The organism is Priestia sp. FSL R5-0597, from assembly GCF_038006305.1.
In the GTDB taxonomy this organism is placed as follows: Bacteria; Bacillota; Bacilli; order Bacillales; family Bacillaceae_H; genus Priestia; species Priestia zanthoxyli.
On record NZ_JBBOUZ010000001.1, the window covers coordinates 3,526,129 to 3,544,169 of the forward strand.

The window sequence follows — 18,041 nt, forward strand, 5'->3', positions numbered from 1 at the left end:
AGGCTTTTCTTCAATTTATCAAATAAAAATTAGATTTGAATAAAAAAGAGATTAAGAATAAATGAATTTATTTCTTAATCTTCTTTAATGAATCATATAAAGTTGCTTTCCTTGTTTCTTTAATTTTCTTTAATGGTGTATCCTATACCTCGAACAGTCTCAATGAGTGAGGGACTAAATCCTTCTTCAATTTTCTTTCTCAAATAACTTATATAAACATCAAGTATATTTGTATCTCCTTCGTATTCATATCCCCATACATTTAGTAAGATTCCTTCACGAGTAACCGTCTTATTTTTATGGATGACTAAGTAAATTAATAAATCATACTCTTTAGGGGTTAAGCTGATTTTTTGCCCAGCTCTAGTTACTTCTCTTGATTCAGTATTTATAACCATATCTTCAATTAATAATAACGAGTCTTTTTCTACCTTATTCCTAATAACAAGGTGCTTATAACGTAGTAAAGAACGTATCCGAGCCAGCAATTCTTCAGTTTTAAATGGCTTAGTTATATAATCGTTTGCGCCATGATCTAACCCCAGTATTTTGTCTAGAGTTGAGTTGCGAGCTGTCAAAAGAATAATAGGCACGTAATTTTCTCTCTTTCTTACTTTACGCAAGACCTCTATACCACTCATTTCCGGTAGCATAATGTCAAGTAAAATTAAATCAAACATATTTGATAAGGCCATTTCGAGACCATCTCTTCCATTGTTTTTAATTTTCACTTGGTAACCTTCATGTTCAAGTTCCATTTTTAATATATTGCCTATTTCTACTTCATCTTCCACAATTAAAATACTTTCTTTCATCTAACTAACCCCTCTTTTCAATCTCTATATTTTTGCTTTGCATATCGATCGCTCTTTCCAATAATAAAGAGAAGTGTATAGCTATCAAAAACCAACATCTCAGTGGACAATAAGAAATTTTAAGTGCTGAACATAAAAACATAAGATAAAAGACTTCTATATAGAATGTAATATTAAATTCCCTACCCATTGTTCTTTGCTTTAATAACAATTACTTCACTAATATCATTAAAGTTGGATGAGGGTTTTACAACGGCCAATTGCGTTAATCCATATTCATCAGGCTTTACTTTGATGACTTTTCCTAAGGCTAATTTCCTTTGAAAGATTGAACTGATAGGAGAGGTTTGAACTTTATCTCCTACATTAACCTCAGCCTCACTAGGGATTTTTCTAATAATTAAATTACCTTTTTTATCATCGTAGCCTTCTAATGTTCCATTCACGCTTTTCCTATCCTTTAACATTACCGCCATACGGTTTGTCCTAAGGTTTGAGCTAATTAGTTCTACGATAGAGGTTGACGAAAAAACTTTGGATACCTTCCCAATGACTCCATTTGTACCTAGCACATTCATATCTATTTTTAACCCCTGCTTCTTTCCTTTATCAATTGTTAATTCATTGTTCCAGTTGTTCGTTGAGCGGCCAATTACGGTAGCTGTTACAGGATTATAGGTTTTCACCTGATCTTCCGCTTTTAAAATTTTTTTTAAGACTTTATTTTCATATTCCAACTTATAAGCATTTGCTTCCTCCTGATTTTCAGTGGCTAGCTTATTCTTTAAGATAGAGTTTTCTTTGTAAGTGGAAAATAATTGACTCACTTGTTGAGGTTCACTCCAAGAAAGATTGTCTAAAGAAAGTAAGCTACCTTTGTACAAGGTTCCAACAAAAATAAGTCCTCCTACAGTAAGAATCCCTCCTATCAAAATATATGTATGTCTTTTCTTCTTTCTTTGAAAACGTATCACAATGGCACCTTCCTACCAATAGTCATGCTATTTATAATCTTACTAGCTGTTTCTTAAAAACTTCTTAAGTATCATCATCTTTGACCTCTTAACAACTGTTCAACGTTCTCCTTCTTTTAATGAATTGTACTTATTTTCTAGTTTCAAAAGCTGAAGGCATAACGTTATGTTTAAAAAACTTGGCTCACATAATTTAAATTTAATACTGTGTAATGAAATTTAAATGAAATTAAAATGAGAATCCGATAAAAAATAAATATTTTATTTTTATAAAAACATCATGGTGCAACAGAGTTGATAAAACATTTAATTAAAACATTAATAAAAAGTTTTTTATAAAAATCTCATTAAATTCTTATTTATTTTTCATTTTGATTTTAGAAAAAGACTGTACAGTTTGAATTGCAGCGATGAAGCTTTTAAAAAATTTCTTTAAGAAAAACGTTAGGCAAGTGTGCCGTTTATTTAAGAGAATAAACAGTTAGCACAAGAAGGAGAGAAAAATTAAAAATGCAAGCATCTTCGCCAATGAATAAAATTGCACAAATTACCCTTGTTTTTTGGATTATGAAGATTTCTGCTACGACACTGGGTGAAACCGCAGGTGACTTGTTAGCACAAACATTAGGAGTTGGATATGCAGTTAGTACGCTGATCTTTTTTAGTATATTTTTAATTACACTTGTAGCTCAACTAAGCTCTAAGAGGTATATTCCGGCCCTTTATTGGACTGTTATTCTGTCAACTAGCGTAGCTGGCACAACTATGTCTGATTTTATGGATCGTACACTGGCATTAGGTTACGCAAAAGGCTCGATGATATTAATCACTATATTGTTGTCGATATTTGCATACTGGTATTTTAGCGAGCGTTCATTAAATATCAACTATATTAGAAACCGCAAGGCTGAAATACTTTATTGGATTGCCATCCTTTTCTCAAACACATTAGGTACAGCTTTAGGAGATTTTTTGTCTGATACGTCTGGCCTTGGATATATAGGTGGAGCTATTTTAATTGGCAGCTTACTAGCATTCATTGTTATATGTACCTTCTATACAAAGATTTCTCGTGTGTTTTTATTTTGGGTAGCATTCGTTTTGACTCGCCCTTTCGGAGCAACATTTGGAGATCTTTTGACAAAGCCACATGAAAAAGGTGGTTTAGACTTAGGTACGGCAGGCTCTTCTCTAGTCCTAGCCTCCATTCTTATTGCCTTTATGATTCATACGACATTTAAACAAAATAACGTAAGCTCAGAACAAGCGCTGTAGATTTCCTTTTTTATTTAATACATTACAAAACCCATAAAAAGAAAAAATCTAACGAAGTGACTAATTGCATGAACCACCTCTTTTTCGCACATACTCGTAAGGAGGTGGTGTTTATGGTTAATCAGTTAGAATTTCTTACCCAGCGTGTTAATGATAAACAATACGATTACTGGCTTCATCATGATTTATTTAGTGCTCAATGGTGGCTAATTATCATTTTAAGTGCGCTTTTCTATTCGTTTTTTATCTCCTCATTGACCGACAACGAATAATATTTATTCTCTTAGTATTTTTCATTAGCTTTGTTTTAGTTGGTACTGTGGATGAACTCGGAAAGTTCTTTGGCGTATGGAGCTACCCTCATCAATTATTGGTCTTTACTCATCGTTTTAATTCCGTTGATTTTGCAGTTATCCCGGTTATACTTACATTAGTTTACCAATTCTTTAGCAAATGGAAGTTTTATTGGATTGCTTCTCTTATTGCTTCAGCTTTTATCGCTTTTATTGGAGTGCCTATATTTACTTTTTTCCATATTCTATGGAGCATATTAATTGCAGACACAAAAAAAGCTCACCTTAAAAGGTCAGCCTAAATAGGGGAGTTCTATAGAAAATGTTGTATTGCATTACTGATATTTATACTAGCATCTAATAGTGAAAAATTAGTGAAATGTTCGTCTCACTTATCTTTTTAAAAATTTCTTCTTTGAAAAATGAAGTCTACGTTTTAAGCTCTCACTATAAAAGCGTGAACTCGTGACAGGCTACGCTTTTATACATCTATATTCCATTAAGATCTATGAAAGTTAACCGGTCTCTAATCAGCGCTTACTCGTTCAAGCCTGCTATTTTTAGGTACGTCTCTTTTATCTTCAATCGCTCTCCGTAAAGGAAGCTAAAAGAACTGTAAAATATATGGACGAAAAAGCTAATCATTATCTTGATATTATTAACGGTTTATCGCCAGATGACACTAACCCTGGCGAATGGGAGTTAATACATCCTAATAAAACATCCTAAGGCTCTTAACATCACCTCCATACCTGCAGTAAAAAGACTTATCTACCATACCGTATAGATAAGTCTTTTTACTCCATTTGTTTGAACTAGACCGATGCGCTGTCAGTTTAGAGTTTGTGAAAATCCCCCCTGCAGTTCTTTTAAAAACGCATCAGCTGCAGCTGAAAGAACATGATGCTTTTTCCACACAATATTTAAACCTGATTCAAGTCTTGGCTGTAACGGCCTGAAACAAAGGTTGCTATTAGTAGACGTATTGACTATTTTATCAAGTGTTATGGCATACCCAATGCCTTCTTCAACCATAATGGCAGCATTATATGCAAGATTGTATGTAGTAACGATGTTTAATTTATGAAAGTCTTCGCCAAACCAATCCGAAAAATCATTTTTTGAAAATGTCTGCTTCATGGCCTGTCGTGAACAGATTAGTGGAGCGTTTAATAAATCCGCAGCTTGAATGCTTTCTTTGAGGGCAAGAGGACTGTCTCTTCTCATCACAACGCCCCAAACATCTTTGGCAGGGATATTAAGATAATTATATTTTGAAATATCAGCCGGTTGAATTAAAATGCCAAAGTCAAGCAGCCCCTTGTCAAGCCGTTCCGTTATATCTTCTTCGTTTCCGCTGTAGAGGTGATATCGTATATTGGGATAACGTACCTGCACATCTTTTGCGACTCGTGCAATATGTTTCATTGCTTCTGTCTCCCCGCCCCCTATATAAATATCACCACCTATTGTTTCTTCCATGGAACTAAACTCCGCCTCCAATTTATCGACCATATTAACAATTTCCTCTGCCCTGTTTCGCAGAAGCATTCCTTCATCTGTCAAAATGATACTGTGACTGCTGCGAATAAATAATTTTTTGCCCAACTCTTGTTCAAGATCTTTTAATTGCCTAGACAGTGTTGGCTGTGTCACATGCAAAACATCAGCGGCCTTCGTGATGTTTCCTTCTCTTGCAACCGTAAGAAAATACCGCAAAACTCGAATTTCTATATCCCTCTCCTCCTTTCATAAGCTTTAGTATATACACTCCAGAAATGCTTATCAAACATATCATGATATAAGATATAAGTATTTTTTATATTTGGAAGAAGCCGTTAGAATAAACAACAAAGAAGTTCATATCACACCATCAACATCTTTAATAATTCAATGTGGAAAGGATCTTAAGATGAAAAAAATGTTATATCTGCCTTCTATCTTAGTAATAAGCGCTGCACTCGCTGCTTGCGGCAACAATAATTCTTCTGCAACCGACCATAATGCCAGTAAGCATTTAAACCGAGTACCAGAACAAACAGAAGAAGATAGTATTTCAAATACAAGAATAAAGTTAACGTTCAACAACAAAGAAGTGTTTGTTAGGATGTACGATAACCCAGCAAGTAAGGATTTTCTAGCTCAACTGCCTTTAACCGTAACGTTTGAAGATTATATAGGTAAAGAGAAAGTTAGTATTTTACAAAAAAGATTATCTATAGATGATGTACAAGCCGGAGACCTATCCAAAAAAGGAGACTTTGCTTATTACGCTCCTTGGGGAAATGTAGCTATTTTTTACAAAGATCTTGAAGATGCTACAAACGACCTTATCATACTAGGTCAAATTGAATCAGGAAAAGAAAATGTTGAAAATGTTGATGGTAATTTTACAGGTAGAATTGAAAAAGTGACTAAATAAAAACATGACAATACACCTTTAAACAACCCGCTTTACAACCACTAGAGCACAACATTTTTTAGAAAGAGGGATCTTTATTTTATGTCTAAACAAAATAAGCTACTTATATTTGTCTTAACCCTAGGAGCTTTCGGGATTATCAATACCGAAATGGGGGTTATAGGGATACTGCCCTACATTGCTGACCACTTTCATATCAGTGTATCAAAGGCAGGATGGCTGGTTAGTCTCTTTGCGCTTACTGTGTCAATATCCGGTCCAACGATGCCATTATTATTTTCAGGAGTCAATCGCAAGAAGGCAATGTTACTTGTACTTGGTATTTTCGTTTTAGGTAACATTATTTCTATCTTTACTTCTAACTTTGCTATTGCCATCATTGCGCGTATGATTCCAGCTATTTTTCATCCAATTTATTTTTCAGCAGCTTTTACAATGGCGACGAACTCAGTCAGCAAGGAAGAGGCTCCAAAAGCTGTTTCAAAAGTCTTTATTGGCGTATCTGCAGGTATGGTACTTGGTGTGCCGATCGCAAGTTTTCTTGCAAGTACAGTCTCGTTTCAACTATCAATGACGTTTTTTGCTGTTATTAACGCGATAGTATTTATTGCTACGTGGGCATTCTTCCCTTCTATGCCTGTTATAGAAAGACTTTCATACGGAGAACAGCTCAGCGTATTAAAAAAACCTGTTACTTGGCTTTCTATTATTGCCGTCCTTTTACTGAATTCAGCAGTATTTGGGGTATATAGCTATCTTGCTGAGTATCTTAAAAGCGTTACGAACCTCTCTGGACAATTAATTAGTTTCATGCTGGTTCTGTACGGTGTGGCAAATATTATCGGAAACATTATCGCAGGGAAATTACTTACGAAAAATGCCATTAAAACTGTAGTCGTTTTTCCTTTCGCATTGGGAGTCGTTTACATCATTTTATTCTTTATCGGACAATTTACTTGGCCAATGGCTATCATGACTTTAGTTTGGGGAATATTTGCTGGTATAGGAACGAATATTAATCAATATTGGATTTCATCAGCAGCTCCAGAAGCCCCTGATTTCGCGAATGGACTATTTTTAGCATCCGTTAACTTAGGAACAACCATTGGTACAGCCGTAGGTGGACTATTTATATCAGGAATGGGTATACAATACGTTGTACTAGTAGGCATCTTGTCATTAATATTGAGCGCAATATTTATTTTACCAAGAAGTTATATGAAACGTCCTGTAAGTCAACTTTCAAAATAAGACATCAACGCAACTTTCTTTCGTTACGTTTATCATACAAATGAAAAATCCGAACGAGTTAGATTTCATACCAAGACCCTAACTCGTTCGGATTTTTTTAACACAAATAGGCTTTTGTAGCATATTAGAAATTAATCCAACTTCTTTATAATCTTTGCGGGATTCCCTCCCACTACTACATGATCTGGAACATCTTTTATTACAACAGCTCCGGAAGCGATTACAACATTATGTCCAATTGTAACGCCTGGATTGATGACGGCTCGTCCCCCAATCCATACATTATCACCAATCGTGACGGGCTTGGTATATTCAACTTCTGTAATTCGCTGTTCTGCATTCACAGGATGAGTATTCGTATAAATATGTACGCCCGGTGCCATCATGCAGTTCTTACCTATTGTAATTCGTCCCCCATCTAAAAGTGTGCAGTCAAAGTTCGCATAAAAATTTTCTCCTACGTGGATATTGTATCCGTAGTCGCATCGAAAGTTAGATTCAAGGTAAATGCGTTCTCCTGTTGAACCAAATAGTTCCTTTAGTAACTCCGTACGCTTTTCATAATTCGTCTCATCTGTACCGTTAAACGAACGAACAAGCCTTCTTGCATCTTCCCGGTCCTTTACTAATTCTTGGTCTGCTGGAAAATACAGCTCGCCATCCACCATTTTTTCTTTTTCAGTTTTCATTGATTCATTCTCCATTCTTGTTATCAAATTTCCCACTAGATTGAATTCGTTTACATTTTATCATGATAGTCAATACAAAAATAAGATGTTTATAGATTCCGGTCAATAGCTCGAACACAAAAAAGCTAAGAAACCACGCTGCTTTTGTACCATGGACAGTTACTAATTAGTTTGTATATGTTTCCTTAATAATCGAAACAGACGCTGCTCCCGTAGCAAGTAAAATACCTGAGATTAAAATCATGCCCGGCATAGAAGATCCGATTATTGGGAACAAAGCAAAACTCAAGCAAGAAGCTATAATTTGCGGCAAACAAATACTTCCATTAAATAACCCTAGATATGTTCCCATATTCTTTCCTGACAGGGCGTTGGTAAGCATCGTGAACGGAAACGTCATCATAGCAGCCCAAGCGATACCAATTAAAATAAATGAAGCAATCAGCATCCATTGATTGTGAATAAAAAAGACAGATCCAAAACCAATACCGCCTAGCAGTAAACTAAAAGCATACGCTGGCTTACGTTTGTTGTTGGCTACGCGTGACAAAACTAGTGACCAAATGACTGCGGCAATCGACTGTACAGCTGATAAAATGCCGAACCAGTTGCCAGCTGCTTGATAGCCTGAGCTAGACGGCTGATTCGTATACCAAACGTTTTCAGCGACTGCACCTGTACCGTATGTCCATAAATATTGAAAGCCCATCCAGCAGAAAAATTGAACAAGTGTGACCGTCCAAAAAACCTTTGGAGCGTTGCGAAGCAGTTTAAAAACGTTTACATTTTCTTTTGTAGCTTCATCTGGAATACCATGGTATGCTGCAAATTCTGCAGGTGAATATTCTTTTACTTTAAGTATTGTAAATAAACTACAAATAATTAACACAACGGCTCCAACATAAAATGAAATAACAACTGATTGTGGTACTACCCCTTTTGGTGCACTATTTGATACGCCTAATACCGTTAAAACAAAAGGGAAAATACAGGCTAGCACAGCACCGCTGTTTGATAGAAAACTTTGAATAGAATAGGCAAACCCTTTTTGCTCTTCATTGACCATGTCTCCAACCATCATCTTAAATGGCTGCATGGCTACATTTGATGATACGTCCATAAACAAAATAGTGATGGCGCCAAAAGTCATAGCAGCCACCGCACTAAAACCAAAACTGCCGGCGTTTGGCAGCAAACACATAACAATTACGGCTACAATTGCGCCAATCAGTAGATAGGGGATACGACGGCCAAGCCTTGGCATCCAGGTACGATCTGAAAAATAACCAACTAAGGGCTGAACCACTAAACCGGCCAACGGCGGTAAAATAAAGAAAAAGCCTAATGTAGTTGGATCAGCACCGATTGTTTGAAATATGCGTCCCATATTTGAACTCTGTAATGAGAATGCCATTTGTACACCTAAAAATCCAAAGCTAATTAACCATATGGTACTGATCGGTAGATAAGGTAAGTTTGGCTGAACGCTTTTTTCACTGGTTTCAACGATTCTTTCTTCTAACATAACTGCCTCCTATGATTCAATTAACAGCCGCAAAAGATAGATGTTCTGATGTAAAGTGCTACGACATTCGTTGTGAACGTTTTCAAAACAACGATGAATACTGTAAATGTTAGTGTCTTTGGCTGGCTGTTTTCTATTTTGCTAGATTACCTCAGGAATACGGCATAACTAATAGTGCTGTCTAAAAATGCTGTTTGAGTATGTAAGAATTTTCACTATCCGCTCATCCGTAAGCTGCTGACTATCGCTTATACCTTCTTAAAAGTTTCATAAAATCTAATTATTAAAAACATTAGAATACTTTTATTTGAACATTATATACTAAACTAATAATTTAATGCAATCGTTTGCACAAATTATTTTTTAAATATTTAAAGACCTTCGAATCTCGTGACACTATGCGTACATACTCATTATCATTGCTTTAATATTTCTAAGTCAAAGGAGACTTTACTCTTGAAATCTTATAAAAAACCCAAAGAATATACGTATTCCTTGGGTTTGAGTTCCTTTAATTCACTTAATTTCCTTCTGGAGCAATCCATAATAGAACAGAGATTATCTGTAATATAACTTTAACTGAAGGTTTTTGTAACCATAAGGATTATAAAGAAGATAACCGCGAAGAAAAATCCTTGACTGACAGGGCTAGTAGTCTTTTTATCTAAGGATTTTCGGGTAAATAGCTTGAAGAACAATGGAAACAGAATGCCTCCAATGATTGCTGTAATTAGTGCTTTAACTAACATCCAATACTCCTTTCTAAAAACTGTTAATATCCGGATATATCTGGTTCAGTAGAGAAAACAACATCCCCCCATTTCCCGGGCAAATATTTTGGTAACCAATAGGAATGTTTAAGAGTTGATCCCTTTAGCTATCACACTACTTTCTTATGTAAAAGGTTTTACAATTAAAAGCATAATAAACATGATAATCGCAAACAAAGCTCCCTGAAGAACAAAGTTTATTGGCCTATGAGTAGCTTCATTTGCTTTTAGAAAATACTTTGACCATCTTGTATGCATCATTACTTTTGCACATAGGCTAAATAAACCCCCCCCAATGATTGAGGCAACTGCTGTTTTTAAGATATAAATTCACTCCTTTCTAAAACAATTAGAGGATACCCATAACTTAACATAAAAACCTAAATCATACAAAAAAACCATAGAGTCGAAAACGTATGGTAATCGCCCGTACACCATTCGTTTACAGACAAAACTGTGAATTAGACTACGAAATTTTGTGAAAAACCGTTCGTTTCCTTACTACTAACATCTTTATCTATATTACTCATATTTAATAAACCCTCTAAAAGAAAATAATAGCCAATGTTAATGTTTGTATGACTACAAGTACAAAAACAGGCTTTAAGGTTCCTTAAAGCCTGTCCACTTACCTTTCTTCCTTAAAATCTTTTTTTATATTCCAAAACGTTTGTTTTAATTCGTTATAAAAAAGCATAATTGCAAACCCTAGTATCGAAATACAGAATGAAAATTTACCTAAGTCAAAAAATATTCCTATAAATACAATGATAATCCCTATGACGAACCCTGGAGTAGCTGGCTCCTCTTCCTCTTCGTCTATTGCAATTTTCTTTTGAAACTTCTGATCTCCCTTAATCAATTCATCCAGCGTCACATTATAAAGCTCACTTAACTTAATAAGGTTCTCAATATCCGGATACCCTTTATTATTTTCCCACTTATAGACGGCTTGTCTAGATACATTCATTTCCCCAGCTAGGTCTTCCCTGGACATCTTTTTTTCTTCCCTTAACTTCTGCAGCTGTTCCCCTAAATTCACTCTCATCACCTCTAAGGCTTAGCTTACAATAAATATGTAAAAAATTCCATAAACGCTTAGTAACAAGCTGTAAACCATTGGTTAACGCGGCAAATATAAAGCGTAATCACTGGACATGTACAAATTCAACACAGAAAAAAAGCTAGCATAAAGCTAACTTTTTTAAGTTAGAGATAAAGGCAGGCTAATAATTAGCAACCGCCAAATCCTCCCCAACAAGCACAGCCAATAATGATTAATAAGATAAACAGCACGATAATTAAAGCAAAACCACTGCCACCTCCGTAACCGCAGCCGCCGCCATAACCATAGCCACAACCTCCGCCATAACCGCCAAAGAACATAAACTCCACCTCCTTCTTCTTCATACATTTAGCATATGATAAAAAACGAAATGTGCTCCACGAAGTGGATAGACTACGTTTTATATCACTATAAAAAAACAATAACCTTTTAGTTTCTTTTACATACAATGAAGCATCCTCAGATCCCATATATGAGTGGTACACCCTCTGCAATAGATTGTTTGAATTCCGCCCAATCAGTTCTATTGCGTATAAAAGCACTCCCTGCACAACCTAGAATAAAAAAGTCTTTCTCTAATTAGAGAAAGACTTTTTTATTCTTATTAATAGCCAAATCCGCGGCCGTAACAGCTGCATCCAATAATGACAAGAAGAATAAACAGAACAACTAATAAAGCAAAACCAGAACCAGCTCCACCATAACTAGACATATAAACACTTCCTTTCGTGATATTTAACTAAAGGAAAAAACTTTAAACTTACATGGGTTAAGGTATTATATGTAGACACAGCTCATATCGATTGGATTTTGGTCTAAAATGGGCTATTTTGTTTAACGATAGCTAAATAACATCCTAAATTTCACATAGTAAAAACCCTTCATTGTTAAAATGAAGGGGCTTTTTTGGCTATCAGCACCACGGACGAGGTCTAGGAGGACAGCTTGGAGCACAAAAATGTTGGTGCGTTTCCTGACATACAACGGATTCTGTATGCGGGAATGAGTGCATATATTTATAATTTTTTTGATAAACATTTGTAGTATGACTCGGATGCACCACTGGCACAAACACATCTTGACCAGTAAAAGATGTATTTTGTTTAACTGGGTCATACTGAGCAGGCATGGTTTGAGGAGGCAATTGACCACAAGGTTTAGCTTGAGGATAACCGCAGTTACCTTGCTGAGGATACATAGCCCCGTGATAACCACCGTAATTAGAGTTCTGATAAGGATAGTTGTTTCTCATATTAAAAATCTTCTCCTTTCTGTTAGTAGACTCCTATTACTGTATGTGAAACAACCATAGAATGTTTGGACAAATACCTAAAAAAGACCCTAAATAGTTAGGGTCTTTTTTACTAAGAGAAAAAATGTGTATCCTTAGTAACATAGCTATGATACTAAGAAATAAAAGGTTTTTTAATGCCCATTATTCCTCAAGATTAACATCCATCGCTCCGTTATCAATATTATTTAAAATGGTTTTGTTTTTATCGTCTAATTCATTACGTAAAAGTGAATTACGCGTCGCTTCGTATAAATCGTAGCTTCTTTCATCAACTGGAGAATTATGATCTTCACATATCATTTTTTCTGATTCTTTGGATTGACCTCCCATATCAGTCACCTCCTCTGTATAGTATGTGAGTTGATTAGAAAAAACATAAGAGCTTTATCTGGCTACTGTTAGGTAAGGTTTAATCAACGGTTAGCTGTTTCTGTATATTTTGTTTACATATGACCTTAGGTGGACACAACCGTTTCTTGAGCGTGCTTTTGAATGATTTCTGGAACTTCCAGCAGTGAATGAACGGTTATCATTTTACCTTTTGGCGCAATATCAATTTCAACTTGGTTATAGCTCCACTCCAGTTCAGAAGGTACATGAATCGCATGTATCCCAACTTCTACTGCCGGTCTTATATCGGTTTTTAATGAATTGCCAATCATCCAAGTCTTTTTTGGATCGTACTTAATTTGGTTTAGTATCTCTTTTAATGCAGATGTATCTTTTTGTTCAGAAATAAATACCCTTTTTTCAAAGTATTTAGCTAGCTCTAGCTGAACAATTTTTCTACCTTGATTTTCCTCGTCTCCACCTGTGTGTAAGTAGAGATCATGTCCTTGTTCTTTAAGCTTATCTAATACTTCATACATATTTGGCAGAGGCTCTACCGGTACTTCAAATACACTTTGGCCAATTTTTTTGACTCTTTCGACTCTATCTTCATGAATATCTTGATGATTTTGTTCACTAAAAAACAAATAAGTAGCTACTAATGATTCTGGAAAACGGGAAGAGTGAAGGCCGTACTTTTCGATGCTTTTTAAATCTATCTCTAACTGCTTTTGTTTTATTTCTTCCTTAGTCAGCTTCTCAAACCATTCCTGCAATTGAGCCACAAAAGCATTTATGGTGTCTCTAAAATATTTATTACAGTGAACAAGCGTATCGTCTAAATTAAAAAGTAAGGTTTGCTTCTGCATTTCGTGAAATCCTTTCTACAATGGATGTACAGACAATATATATATATAAATACTAACCGCTTTACCTATCCACGCCTAAAACCAAGATGAATTTTCCAATACCTTAGGCACAAGCAATTGATTACTACACTGAAATGAGAATATTTAGTGGAAAGATCCTTCTAACATATAAAATAGAAGGATCTTTTTATAAAATAAAACGCTGCAGAATATTCCTGCTAATAAATATAACGTTCAAAATGTTCTCTATTCATATTTGTTTTGAACGTAGAGGTACTCAGTCCTGAACGATTTATTAGCGGTTGGCTGCCTTCGTCTTCTTTAGGTATATTCATTTCAAGACCTTGTATAGTGAAAGGATCATACATATACGTTGTTCGTTCATTTTCTGTATGCGACATTAACTTCACCTCTATTAATAGCCCTCGTTTTTTTAAATCATGTTAACTCGTTTACAGCAGATCCTCTAATAAAAATAGCTACGTTTCATAGGTCTTTTCGCTAAAAAAGAGCCGCCATTTTTGACTTTTTTTATTACGTTGTAATTTCTTGTGGCTCTTCGCCTTCAAGGTCAGTAAAGAAATTTTCTAAAGATTCCCTTGGGTCAAGAGCACGTCCGTCTTCTTCGACAATACGGTTAAGCGTAGGGTCATTATTGCTATCTTTATTTTTATAGTTGTTATAATCAACTCTTTCTGCAATTCCTGAATTATCAACGTCTTTAAAGTCTTTCTTTGGCATAAAAACACCTCCTAGCCCTATTGTTTGAAAATTTGAAGATAAAATAAGTGGAAGGTTAAGTTATATTTTTATTTCCCCAGAATTAATTAGATACTTGTTGCTAAGAGATATGTACAACATGCTTAATTGTTTTACGAAATAGGGAAACTAAAACGTCAAAACTGAATTTACAGAGGAAGAATAACTAAACACACTTCTTAAAATAGCTATAAAAAGTAATCATTTTTATTAATCCAAAGACTAATTCTTTAAAGAGTTAGTCCTTTGTCATTCAATTAGTATACTCTTGAACATGAAAAAAGAATGACAAATGAACTGTCATTCTTTCTCCTACACATGGCAAGCGTATAGTTTTCTTCACAAGGAAATGAAACATGTAATTCCACTTTTCACAGCGTAACTTGTTTCTACTCTTTAGTATCATTAAATGATAAGGTCTAAACACCCACAAATTACCATGTATATACTTCTTGCCCTCTAGGAAACTTAAGGAAAACAAGGAGGTGACACAACATGGCAAACAACAAAAGCAGCAACAACAACGAATTATTAGTATACGGTGCTGAACAAGCAATCGATCAAATGAAATATGAAATCGCTAGCGAATTTGGTGTAAACCTTGGTGCTGATACAACTGCACGTGCAAACGGATCAGTAGGCGGCGAAATCACAAAACGTCTTGTTCAATTAGCTCAGCAACAACTTGGCGGCGGACGCTTCTAAGACAACTTTATAATTGATGGCTGAAGGAAGAATGGATCTCCATTCTTCCTTTTTGTACGAATAAAAAAGGAAGGAGAGATTATATGCAGCAAAATCAACCGGCTAAAGAAAATGCGGGCTTTACTGAAAAATCAGCAGCTTCTGCAACAAATGCTCAAAAAGTAAAACAAGAAATCCAAAGAGACATAAATGAAGGACAAGGTGCAATGACTTCTCGAGAAGCAGGCGCAATGCGCGATTAAAAAAACACTTTAAGCAGTTTTTAATCACGGACTCTTTGTATAAGAACCTATAAAAGTACCTCAATTAACCGAGGTACTTTTAGCAGTCTACTCTATTTCGACGGGGGAAATACTGTGACTTCGGGTGTGTTTCATCAGGTCTATACTGGTGAAACTCAAAGGCAAACGGTCTAATCCCCAATGTATAAAAGGCAAGCCTGCCTTGTCCACCTGAAAAATAATTAGTTTGTATTTTGTCCCTCGCCATTCAGCCCTTCTTTTATGTACGCGTTAACCTGACTATTTGAAAGCAACCCAATATGTCCAATGTCACAAAGTTGAATATATTTCTATATCTTGAACAAACGAATCAAGACGCCGTGAAGCATTTAACCACCTCTTTATTAACATAATACCAATTGTTAGAAACAACATGTAAAAAAGCTCTTTATGGAAAAATAAAGAACGTTTTCTTGTCAAAGAACTCTTCATTTAGATAAAGATTAGGAGTATATCAATGAATTGCATAAAATAAATGAGCAAGACCATATTAAATACGGATGATAGGTATACAAAGTATCTTTTTTTCGAATCCATAGGAGATCGTAAATGAATAATTATAAAAATGACAATACTGCAAGACGCTATATTGCTCATGTCAGTATATTTGGAACGACTCAAATCCATTTAAGAAACCCTTATATTATCGCTTGGTGGTCAGCAGCTTTTCCAGGGTTTGGGCATCTACTACTGTCTAAATACCTTCGCGGCTTTGTGTTATTTGTATGGGAAGTCGTCATAAACCTTAAATCTCATGTGAATTTAGCTATGATTTATTCTTTTCAAGGAAACATTGATATGGCCAAAGATGTTCTTAATACAAGATGGCTTCTTATTTATATTCCCGTTTATATTTTTGCTATATGGGATAGTTACCGAACAACCGTTGATTTAAATAAAATATACGTGTTAGCTGAACGAGAAAACCATCGGTTCAACACCTTTAGTATAGGAGCGATGGAAATAAACTATTTAGATAAACGGAATCCCATCCTATCCGTTGTCTGGTCCTTGCTGATGCCAGGTCTAGGACAACTCTATATTCATCGGATCATTGGTGCTTTCTTTGTTATTGTCTGGGCGGTTGTTTTCTTTTATTATTCTCACCTGCTTGAAGGGATTTCTCTTCTATTTTTAGGAGAAATAAAACAGGCTACTTCCGTTTTAAATAAAGAATGGCTGTTATTTTTCCCTTCTCTATATGGTTTTGCTACCTTTGACTCCTATATAAATACGGTGGAGAATAATAAACTTGCTGAAAGAGTGCAGAAAAACTTCTTTGAGAAAACGTATCAACATCCAAGCTTTTGTATTGCGAAAGGAAAAAAGGTGGAGTGAAAATATGCAGGTCTTTTCTACATTTGAATACTCCAGTTACATAGAATTAGCTGTTTCAGAGCTAGAAAGAAAAGGGATAAAGAAAGAAGATATATTTATTGTTCCTCTCAATAATCGAACGGAAGATCGCCGGATTTTTGATAGCCTTCATCGAGCCGATGGAGTTTCTCTTATTGATTTAGGAATGACTCTAGCCACAGCCTTTTCAGTCATTGGTGCAAGCATTGGTTTTAAACTAAGTTGGGGACCCATCTACTGGGGGCTAATTAGTGCTTTTATCGGATTTATCTTAGGACTAGGAATTAAACTATTTATGTTTAAAGTAGTCAGGAAAAATCAACGGCTTTTACGCGGCAAACATTCGGAAGTCATACTCATTGTTGATTGTCATACGGTGGACGCCGGAGTGGTTGAACAAACTTTGTGGGAAAACCTTGCCTTAGGTGTTTCGAAAGTCAAATCGGATGGCTTATAAAAATAAGTCACCATCGTACAATACAATAGCGAGATGCAGGATGAATGAATCACTATTCAGGATTAGAGATAACTTCCTTAACGGTTTGAGGGATTGAGGGAGTTTTCCTGTTTTTAAGCTGTATACTCTTTAATTAGCATAATGTCATTTATTAGAACCAAAAAAGCTCTTAAAAAGAGCTTTTTTGGTTCTAACATATGTTAAATGCCATTCTACCATCCTCTTTGATTTCTTAATGTGGTAATATGAGCAATATGATGCTTTCCATGCCAAGCGTAAGTGGCTATTAATTGCTCAATCGTCACTTCCCCATTTTCAGGATGGTGGATCATTTTCTTCAAATCTTTTTCATCAAGTGAGTTTAAAACTTTATGAAGACGCTTATGTAAAGCTGAAAAAAGTTGAAGAGAAACTTCTATCGGTAAATCATTATCAGGCAGAGTTGACCAAGCTACTTCATCATAGGCCTTAATAGTAGGTGCTTGCTCTGTTAAGCCTAATTTAAAACGAGTATAAGCATTCATATGTGAGTCAGCTAAATGATGGACAACTTGACTTAATTTCCAGCCGCCTTCTCGGTAAGGCGTAGCTAACTGCTCGTTTGTCAGCCCTTCTACAGCATAAGCTAATTGCTTTGGTGCATCTCCAATGTCATGAATCCAACCTTGAATATCTTCTTTTTGAATATTTTTCTTCACGGTAAATTTTCCAATGGGATATTGATTAAACATACTTCTTCCTCCCTTTCTAGTTTTGTTAATATCTATTATATCAATTTTAAATATAAATAAATTCAAATATTCAGAATTAAATATAGGTGAAAAATTATAATTTATAAATATGGTGTGTACTTTCAGTTACCCTCATGTACCTTCTACGCAGTACAAAGACCTGCCTTTGCTATAATTCA

General features: G+C 35.3%; 23 protein-coding genes and 1 pseudogene. 9 read left to right on the top strand and 15 right to left on the bottom strand.

Annotated elements, in window-relative coordinates; genetic code table 11:
- Window positions 1-119: 119 nt before the first annotated feature.
- Window positions 120-815: a response regulator transcription factor gene (locus tag MKX72_RS18475; protein ID WP_154989919.1), complete on the bottom strand. Its 696-nt coding sequence runs from the start codon at window positions 813-815 to the stop codon at window positions 120-122.
- Window positions 816-997: 182 nt separating this feature from the next.
- Complete coding sequence (mreC, locus tag MKX72_RS18480) at window positions 998-1,789, bottom strand: rod shape-determining protein MreC (RefSeq protein WP_186808508.1); 792 nt, start codon at window positions 1,787-1,789, stop codon at window positions 998-1,000.
- 510 nt (window positions 1,790-2,299) lie between these two features.
- Between mreC and MKX72_RS18485 the strand changes: the two genes are divergently transcribed.
- The 3 genes from MKX72_RS18485 to MKX72_RS18495 all read left to right on the top strand — a co-directional run bounded on the left by MKX72_RS18485 (window position 2,300) and on the right by MKX72_RS18495 (window position 3,659).
- Window positions 2,300-3,064, top strand: coding sequence for a COG4705 family protein (locus MKX72_RS18485; RefSeq protein ID WP_228123018.1), 765 nt, complete (start codon window positions 2,300-2,302; stop codon window positions 3,062-3,064).
- 113 nt (window positions 3,065-3,177) lie between these two features.
- Window positions 3,178-3,336, top strand: coding sequence for a hypothetical protein (locus tag MKX72_RS18490; RefSeq protein WP_156830711.1), 159 nt, complete (start codon window positions 3,178-3,180; stop codon window positions 3,334-3,336).
- Window positions 3,337-3,383: 47 nt separating this feature from the next.
- Window positions 3,384-3,659: a hypothetical protein gene (locus tag MKX72_RS18495; protein ID WP_140451129.1), complete on the top strand. Its 276-nt coding sequence runs from the start codon at window positions 3,384-3,386 to the stop codon at window positions 3,657-3,659.
- A gap of 529 nt (window positions 3,660-4,188) precedes the next feature.
- Here MKX72_RS18495 and MKX72_RS18500 read toward each other — a convergent pair.
- Entirely contained in the window at window positions 4,189-5,091 is a 903-nt protein-coding gene (locus MKX72_RS18500) for a LysR family transcriptional regulator (RefSeq protein ID WP_154992248.1), read from the bottom strand.
- Window positions 5,092-5,269: 178 nt separating this feature from the next.
- Between MKX72_RS18500 and MKX72_RS18505 the strand changes: the two genes are divergently transcribed.
- Window positions 5,270-5,779 carry a cyclophilin-like fold protein gene (locus MKX72_RS18505; RefSeq protein ID WP_154992250.1) on the top strand — a complete coding sequence of 170 codons (510 nt, stop codon included), beginning with the start codon at window positions 5,270-5,272 and terminating at the stop codon, window positions 5,777-5,779.
- 81 nt (window positions 5,780-5,860) lie between these two features.
- Entirely contained in the window at window positions 5,861-7,030 is a 1,170-nt protein-coding gene (locus MKX72_RS18510) for an MFS transporter (RefSeq protein WP_155007740.1), read from the top strand.
- Between the two features lie 131 nt (window positions 7,031-7,161).
- On the opposite strand, the gene MKX72_RS18515 is transcribed toward MKX72_RS18510, so the two are convergent.
- From MKX72_RS18515 to MKX72_RS18560, 10 genes are all read right to left on the bottom strand, one after another.
- Entirely contained in the window at window positions 7,162-7,719 is a 558-nt protein-coding gene (locus MKX72_RS18515; RefSeq protein WP_034267473.1) for a sugar O-acetyltransferase, read from the bottom strand.
- A gap of 166 nt (window positions 7,720-7,885) precedes the next feature.
- Window positions 7,886-9,244, bottom strand: a complete 1,359-nt coding sequence (locus tag MKX72_RS18520; RefSeq protein WP_047750085.1) for an SLC45 family MFS transporter — start codon at window positions 9,242-9,244, stop codon at window positions 7,886-7,888.
- Between the two features lie 1,398 nt (window positions 9,245-10,642).
- The gene (locus MKX72_RS18525; protein ID WP_033580018.1) at window positions 10,643-11,056 is read right to left on the bottom strand and encodes a helix-turn-helix domain-containing protein; all 414 of its coding nucleotides are present in this window, start codon (window positions 11,054-11,056) and stop codon (window positions 10,643-10,645) included.
- Between the two features lie 191 nt (window positions 11,057-11,247).
- Entirely contained in the window at window positions 11,248-11,400 is a 153-nt protein-coding gene (locus MKX72_RS18530) for a YjcZ family sporulation protein (protein ID WP_013058439.1), read from the bottom strand.
- A gap of 284 nt (window positions 11,401-11,684) precedes the next feature.
- The gene (locus MKX72_RS18535) at window positions 11,685-11,792 is read right to left on the bottom strand and encodes a YjcZ family sporulation protein (protein WP_016766356.1); all 108 of its coding nucleotides are present in this window, start codon (window positions 11,790-11,792) and stop codon (window positions 11,685-11,687) included.
- 201 nt (window positions 11,793-11,993) lie between these two features.
- Window positions 11,994-12,332, bottom strand: a complete 339-nt coding sequence (locus MKX72_RS18540; RefSeq protein ID WP_033580017.1) for a CotD family spore coat protein — start codon at window positions 12,330-12,332, stop codon at window positions 11,994-11,996.
- Between the two features lie 183 nt (window positions 12,333-12,515).
- Window positions 12,516-12,704 carry a hypothetical protein gene (locus tag MKX72_RS18545; protein ID WP_028414904.1) on the bottom strand — a complete coding sequence of 63 codons (189 nt, stop codon included), beginning with the start codon at window positions 12,702-12,704 and terminating at the stop codon, window positions 12,516-12,518.
- Window positions 12,705-12,829: 125 nt separating this feature from the next.
- Window positions 12,830-13,573, bottom strand: coding sequence for an HAD family hydrolase (locus MKX72_RS18550; protein WP_033580016.1), 744 nt, complete (start codon window positions 13,571-13,573; stop codon window positions 12,830-12,832).
- 218 nt (window positions 13,574-13,791) lie between these two features.
- Window positions 13,792-13,974, bottom strand: coding sequence for a hypothetical protein (locus MKX72_RS18555; RefSeq protein ID WP_033580015.1), 183 nt, complete (start codon window positions 13,972-13,974; stop codon window positions 13,792-13,794).
- Between the two features lie 133 nt (window positions 13,975-14,107).
- The gene (locus MKX72_RS18560) at window positions 14,108-14,314 is read right to left on the bottom strand and encodes a hypothetical protein (protein ID WP_028414907.1); all 207 of its coding nucleotides are present in this window, start codon (window positions 14,312-14,314) and stop codon (window positions 14,108-14,110) included.
- Between the two features lie 513 nt (window positions 14,315-14,827).
- On the opposite strand from MKX72_RS18560, the gene MKX72_RS18565 reads away from it, so the two are divergent.
- Window positions 14,828-15,037 (top strand): alpha/beta-type small acid-soluble spore protein, encoded by a 210-nt coding sequence (locus MKX72_RS18565; RefSeq protein WP_047750082.1) that lies wholly within the window; start codon window positions 14,828-14,830, stop codon window positions 15,035-15,037.
- A gap of 83 nt (window positions 15,038-15,120) precedes the next feature.
- Window positions 15,121-15,279 carry a hypothetical protein gene (locus tag MKX72_RS18570; protein WP_165636196.1) on the top strand — a complete coding sequence of 53 codons (159 nt, stop codon included), beginning with the start codon at window positions 15,121-15,123 and terminating at the stop codon, window positions 15,277-15,279.
- Between the two features lie 221 nt (window positions 15,280-15,500).
- Here MKX72_RS18570 and MKX72_RS18575 read toward each other — a convergent pair.
- Window positions 15,501-15,602: pseudogene (locus tag MKX72_RS18575) on the bottom strand (esterase); the annotation flags it as partial.
- Between the two features lie 265 nt (window positions 15,603-15,867).
- Here MKX72_RS18575 and MKX72_RS18580 point away from each other — a divergent pair.
- Window positions 15,868-16,656 (top strand): hypothetical protein, encoded by a 789-nt coding sequence (locus MKX72_RS18580; RefSeq protein ID WP_155007739.1) that lies wholly within the window; start codon window positions 15,868-15,870, stop codon window positions 16,654-16,656.
- Between the two features lie 4 nt (window positions 16,657-16,660).
- Window positions 16,661-17,131 (top strand): hypothetical protein, encoded by a 471-nt coding sequence (locus MKX72_RS18585; RefSeq protein ID WP_049165965.1) that lies wholly within the window; start codon window positions 16,661-16,663, stop codon window positions 17,129-17,131.
- Window positions 17,132-17,343: 212 nt separating this feature from the next.
- Here MKX72_RS18585 and MKX72_RS18590 read toward each other — a convergent pair whose 3' ends face one another.
- The gene (locus MKX72_RS18590) at window positions 17,344-17,862 is read right to left on the bottom strand and encodes a YfiT family bacillithiol transferase (RefSeq protein ID WP_098999659.1); all 519 of its coding nucleotides are present in this window, start codon (window positions 17,860-17,862) and stop codon (window positions 17,344-17,346) included.
- Window positions 17,863-18,041: the final 179 nt, after the last annotated feature.

Excerpts from the sequence above, each read along its gene's own strand:
- MKX72_RS18555 (WP_033580015.1), bottom strand. The coding sequence starts at position 13,974 with ATGTCGCATACAGAAAATGAACGAACAACGTATATGTATGATCCTTTC.
- MKX72_RS18585 (WP_049165965.1), top strand. The coding sequence starts at position 16,661 with ATGCAGGTCTTTTCTACATTTGAATACTCCAGTTACATAGAATTAGCT.
- MKX72_RS18560 (WP_028414907.1), bottom strand. The coding sequence starts at position 14,314 with ATGCCAAAGAAAGACTTTAAAGACGTTGATAATTCAGGAATTGCAGAA.
- MKX72_RS18515 (WP_034267473.1), bottom strand. The coding sequence starts at position 7,719 with ATGAAAACTGAAAAAGAAAAAATGGTGGATGGCGAGCTGTATTTTCCA.
- MKX72_RS18580 (WP_155007739.1), top strand. The coding sequence starts at position 15,868 with ATGAATAATTATAAAAATGACAATACTGCAAGACGCTATATTGCTCAT.
- MKX72_RS18545 (WP_028414904.1), bottom strand. The coding sequence starts at position 12,704 with ATGGGAGGTCAATCCAAAGAATCAGAAAAAATGATATGTGAAGATCAT.
- MKX72_RS18570 (WP_165636196.1), top strand. The coding sequence starts at position 15,121 with ATGCAGCAAAATCAACCGGCTAAAGAAAATGCGGGCTTTACTGAAAAA.
- MKX72_RS18530 (WP_013058439.1), bottom strand. The coding sequence starts at position 11,400 with ATGTTCTTTGGCGGTTATGGCGGAGGTTGTGGCTATGGTTATGGCGGC.
- MKX72_RS18505 (WP_154992250.1), top strand. The coding sequence starts at position 5,270 with ATGAAAAAAATGTTATATCTGCCTTCTATCTTAGTAATAAGCGCTGCA.
- MKX72_RS18540 (WP_033580017.1), bottom strand. The coding sequence starts at position 12,332 with ATGAGAAACAACTATCCTTATCAGAACTCTAATTACGGTGGTTATCAC.
- MKX72_RS18590 (WP_098999659.1), bottom strand. The coding sequence starts at position 17,862 with ATGTTTAATCAATATCCCATTGGAAAATTTACCGTGAAGAAAAATATT.
- MKX72_RS18490 (WP_156830711.1), top strand. The coding sequence starts at position 3,178 with ATGGTTAATCAGTTAGAATTTCTTACCCAGCGTGTTAATGATAAACAA.
- MKX72_RS18485 (WP_228123018.1), top strand. The coding sequence starts at position 2,300 with ATGCAAGCATCTTCGCCAATGAATAAAATTGCACAAATTACCCTTGTT.
- MKX72_RS18510 (WP_155007740.1), top strand. The coding sequence starts at position 5,861 with ATGTCTAAACAAAATAAGCTACTTATATTTGTCTTAACCCTAGGAGCT.
- MKX72_RS18535 (WP_016766356.1), bottom strand. The coding sequence starts at position 11,792 with ATGTCTAGTTATGGTGGAGCTGGTTCTGGTTTTGCTTTATTAGTTGTT.
- MKX72_RS18475 (WP_154989919.1), bottom strand. The coding sequence starts at position 815 with ATGAAAGAAAGTATTTTAATTGTGGAAGATGAAGTAGAAATAGGCAAT.
- MKX72_RS18565 (WP_047750082.1), top strand. The coding sequence starts at position 14,828 with ATGGCAAACAACAAAAGCAGCAACAACAACGAATTATTAGTATACGGT.
- MKX72_RS18550 (WP_033580016.1), bottom strand. The coding sequence starts at position 13,573 with ATGCAGAAGCAAACCTTACTTTTTAATTTAGACGATACGCTTGTTCAC.
- MKX72_RS18520 (WP_047750085.1), bottom strand. The coding sequence starts at position 9,244 with ATGTTAGAAGAAAGAATCGTTGAAACCAGTGAAAAAAGCGTTCAGCCA.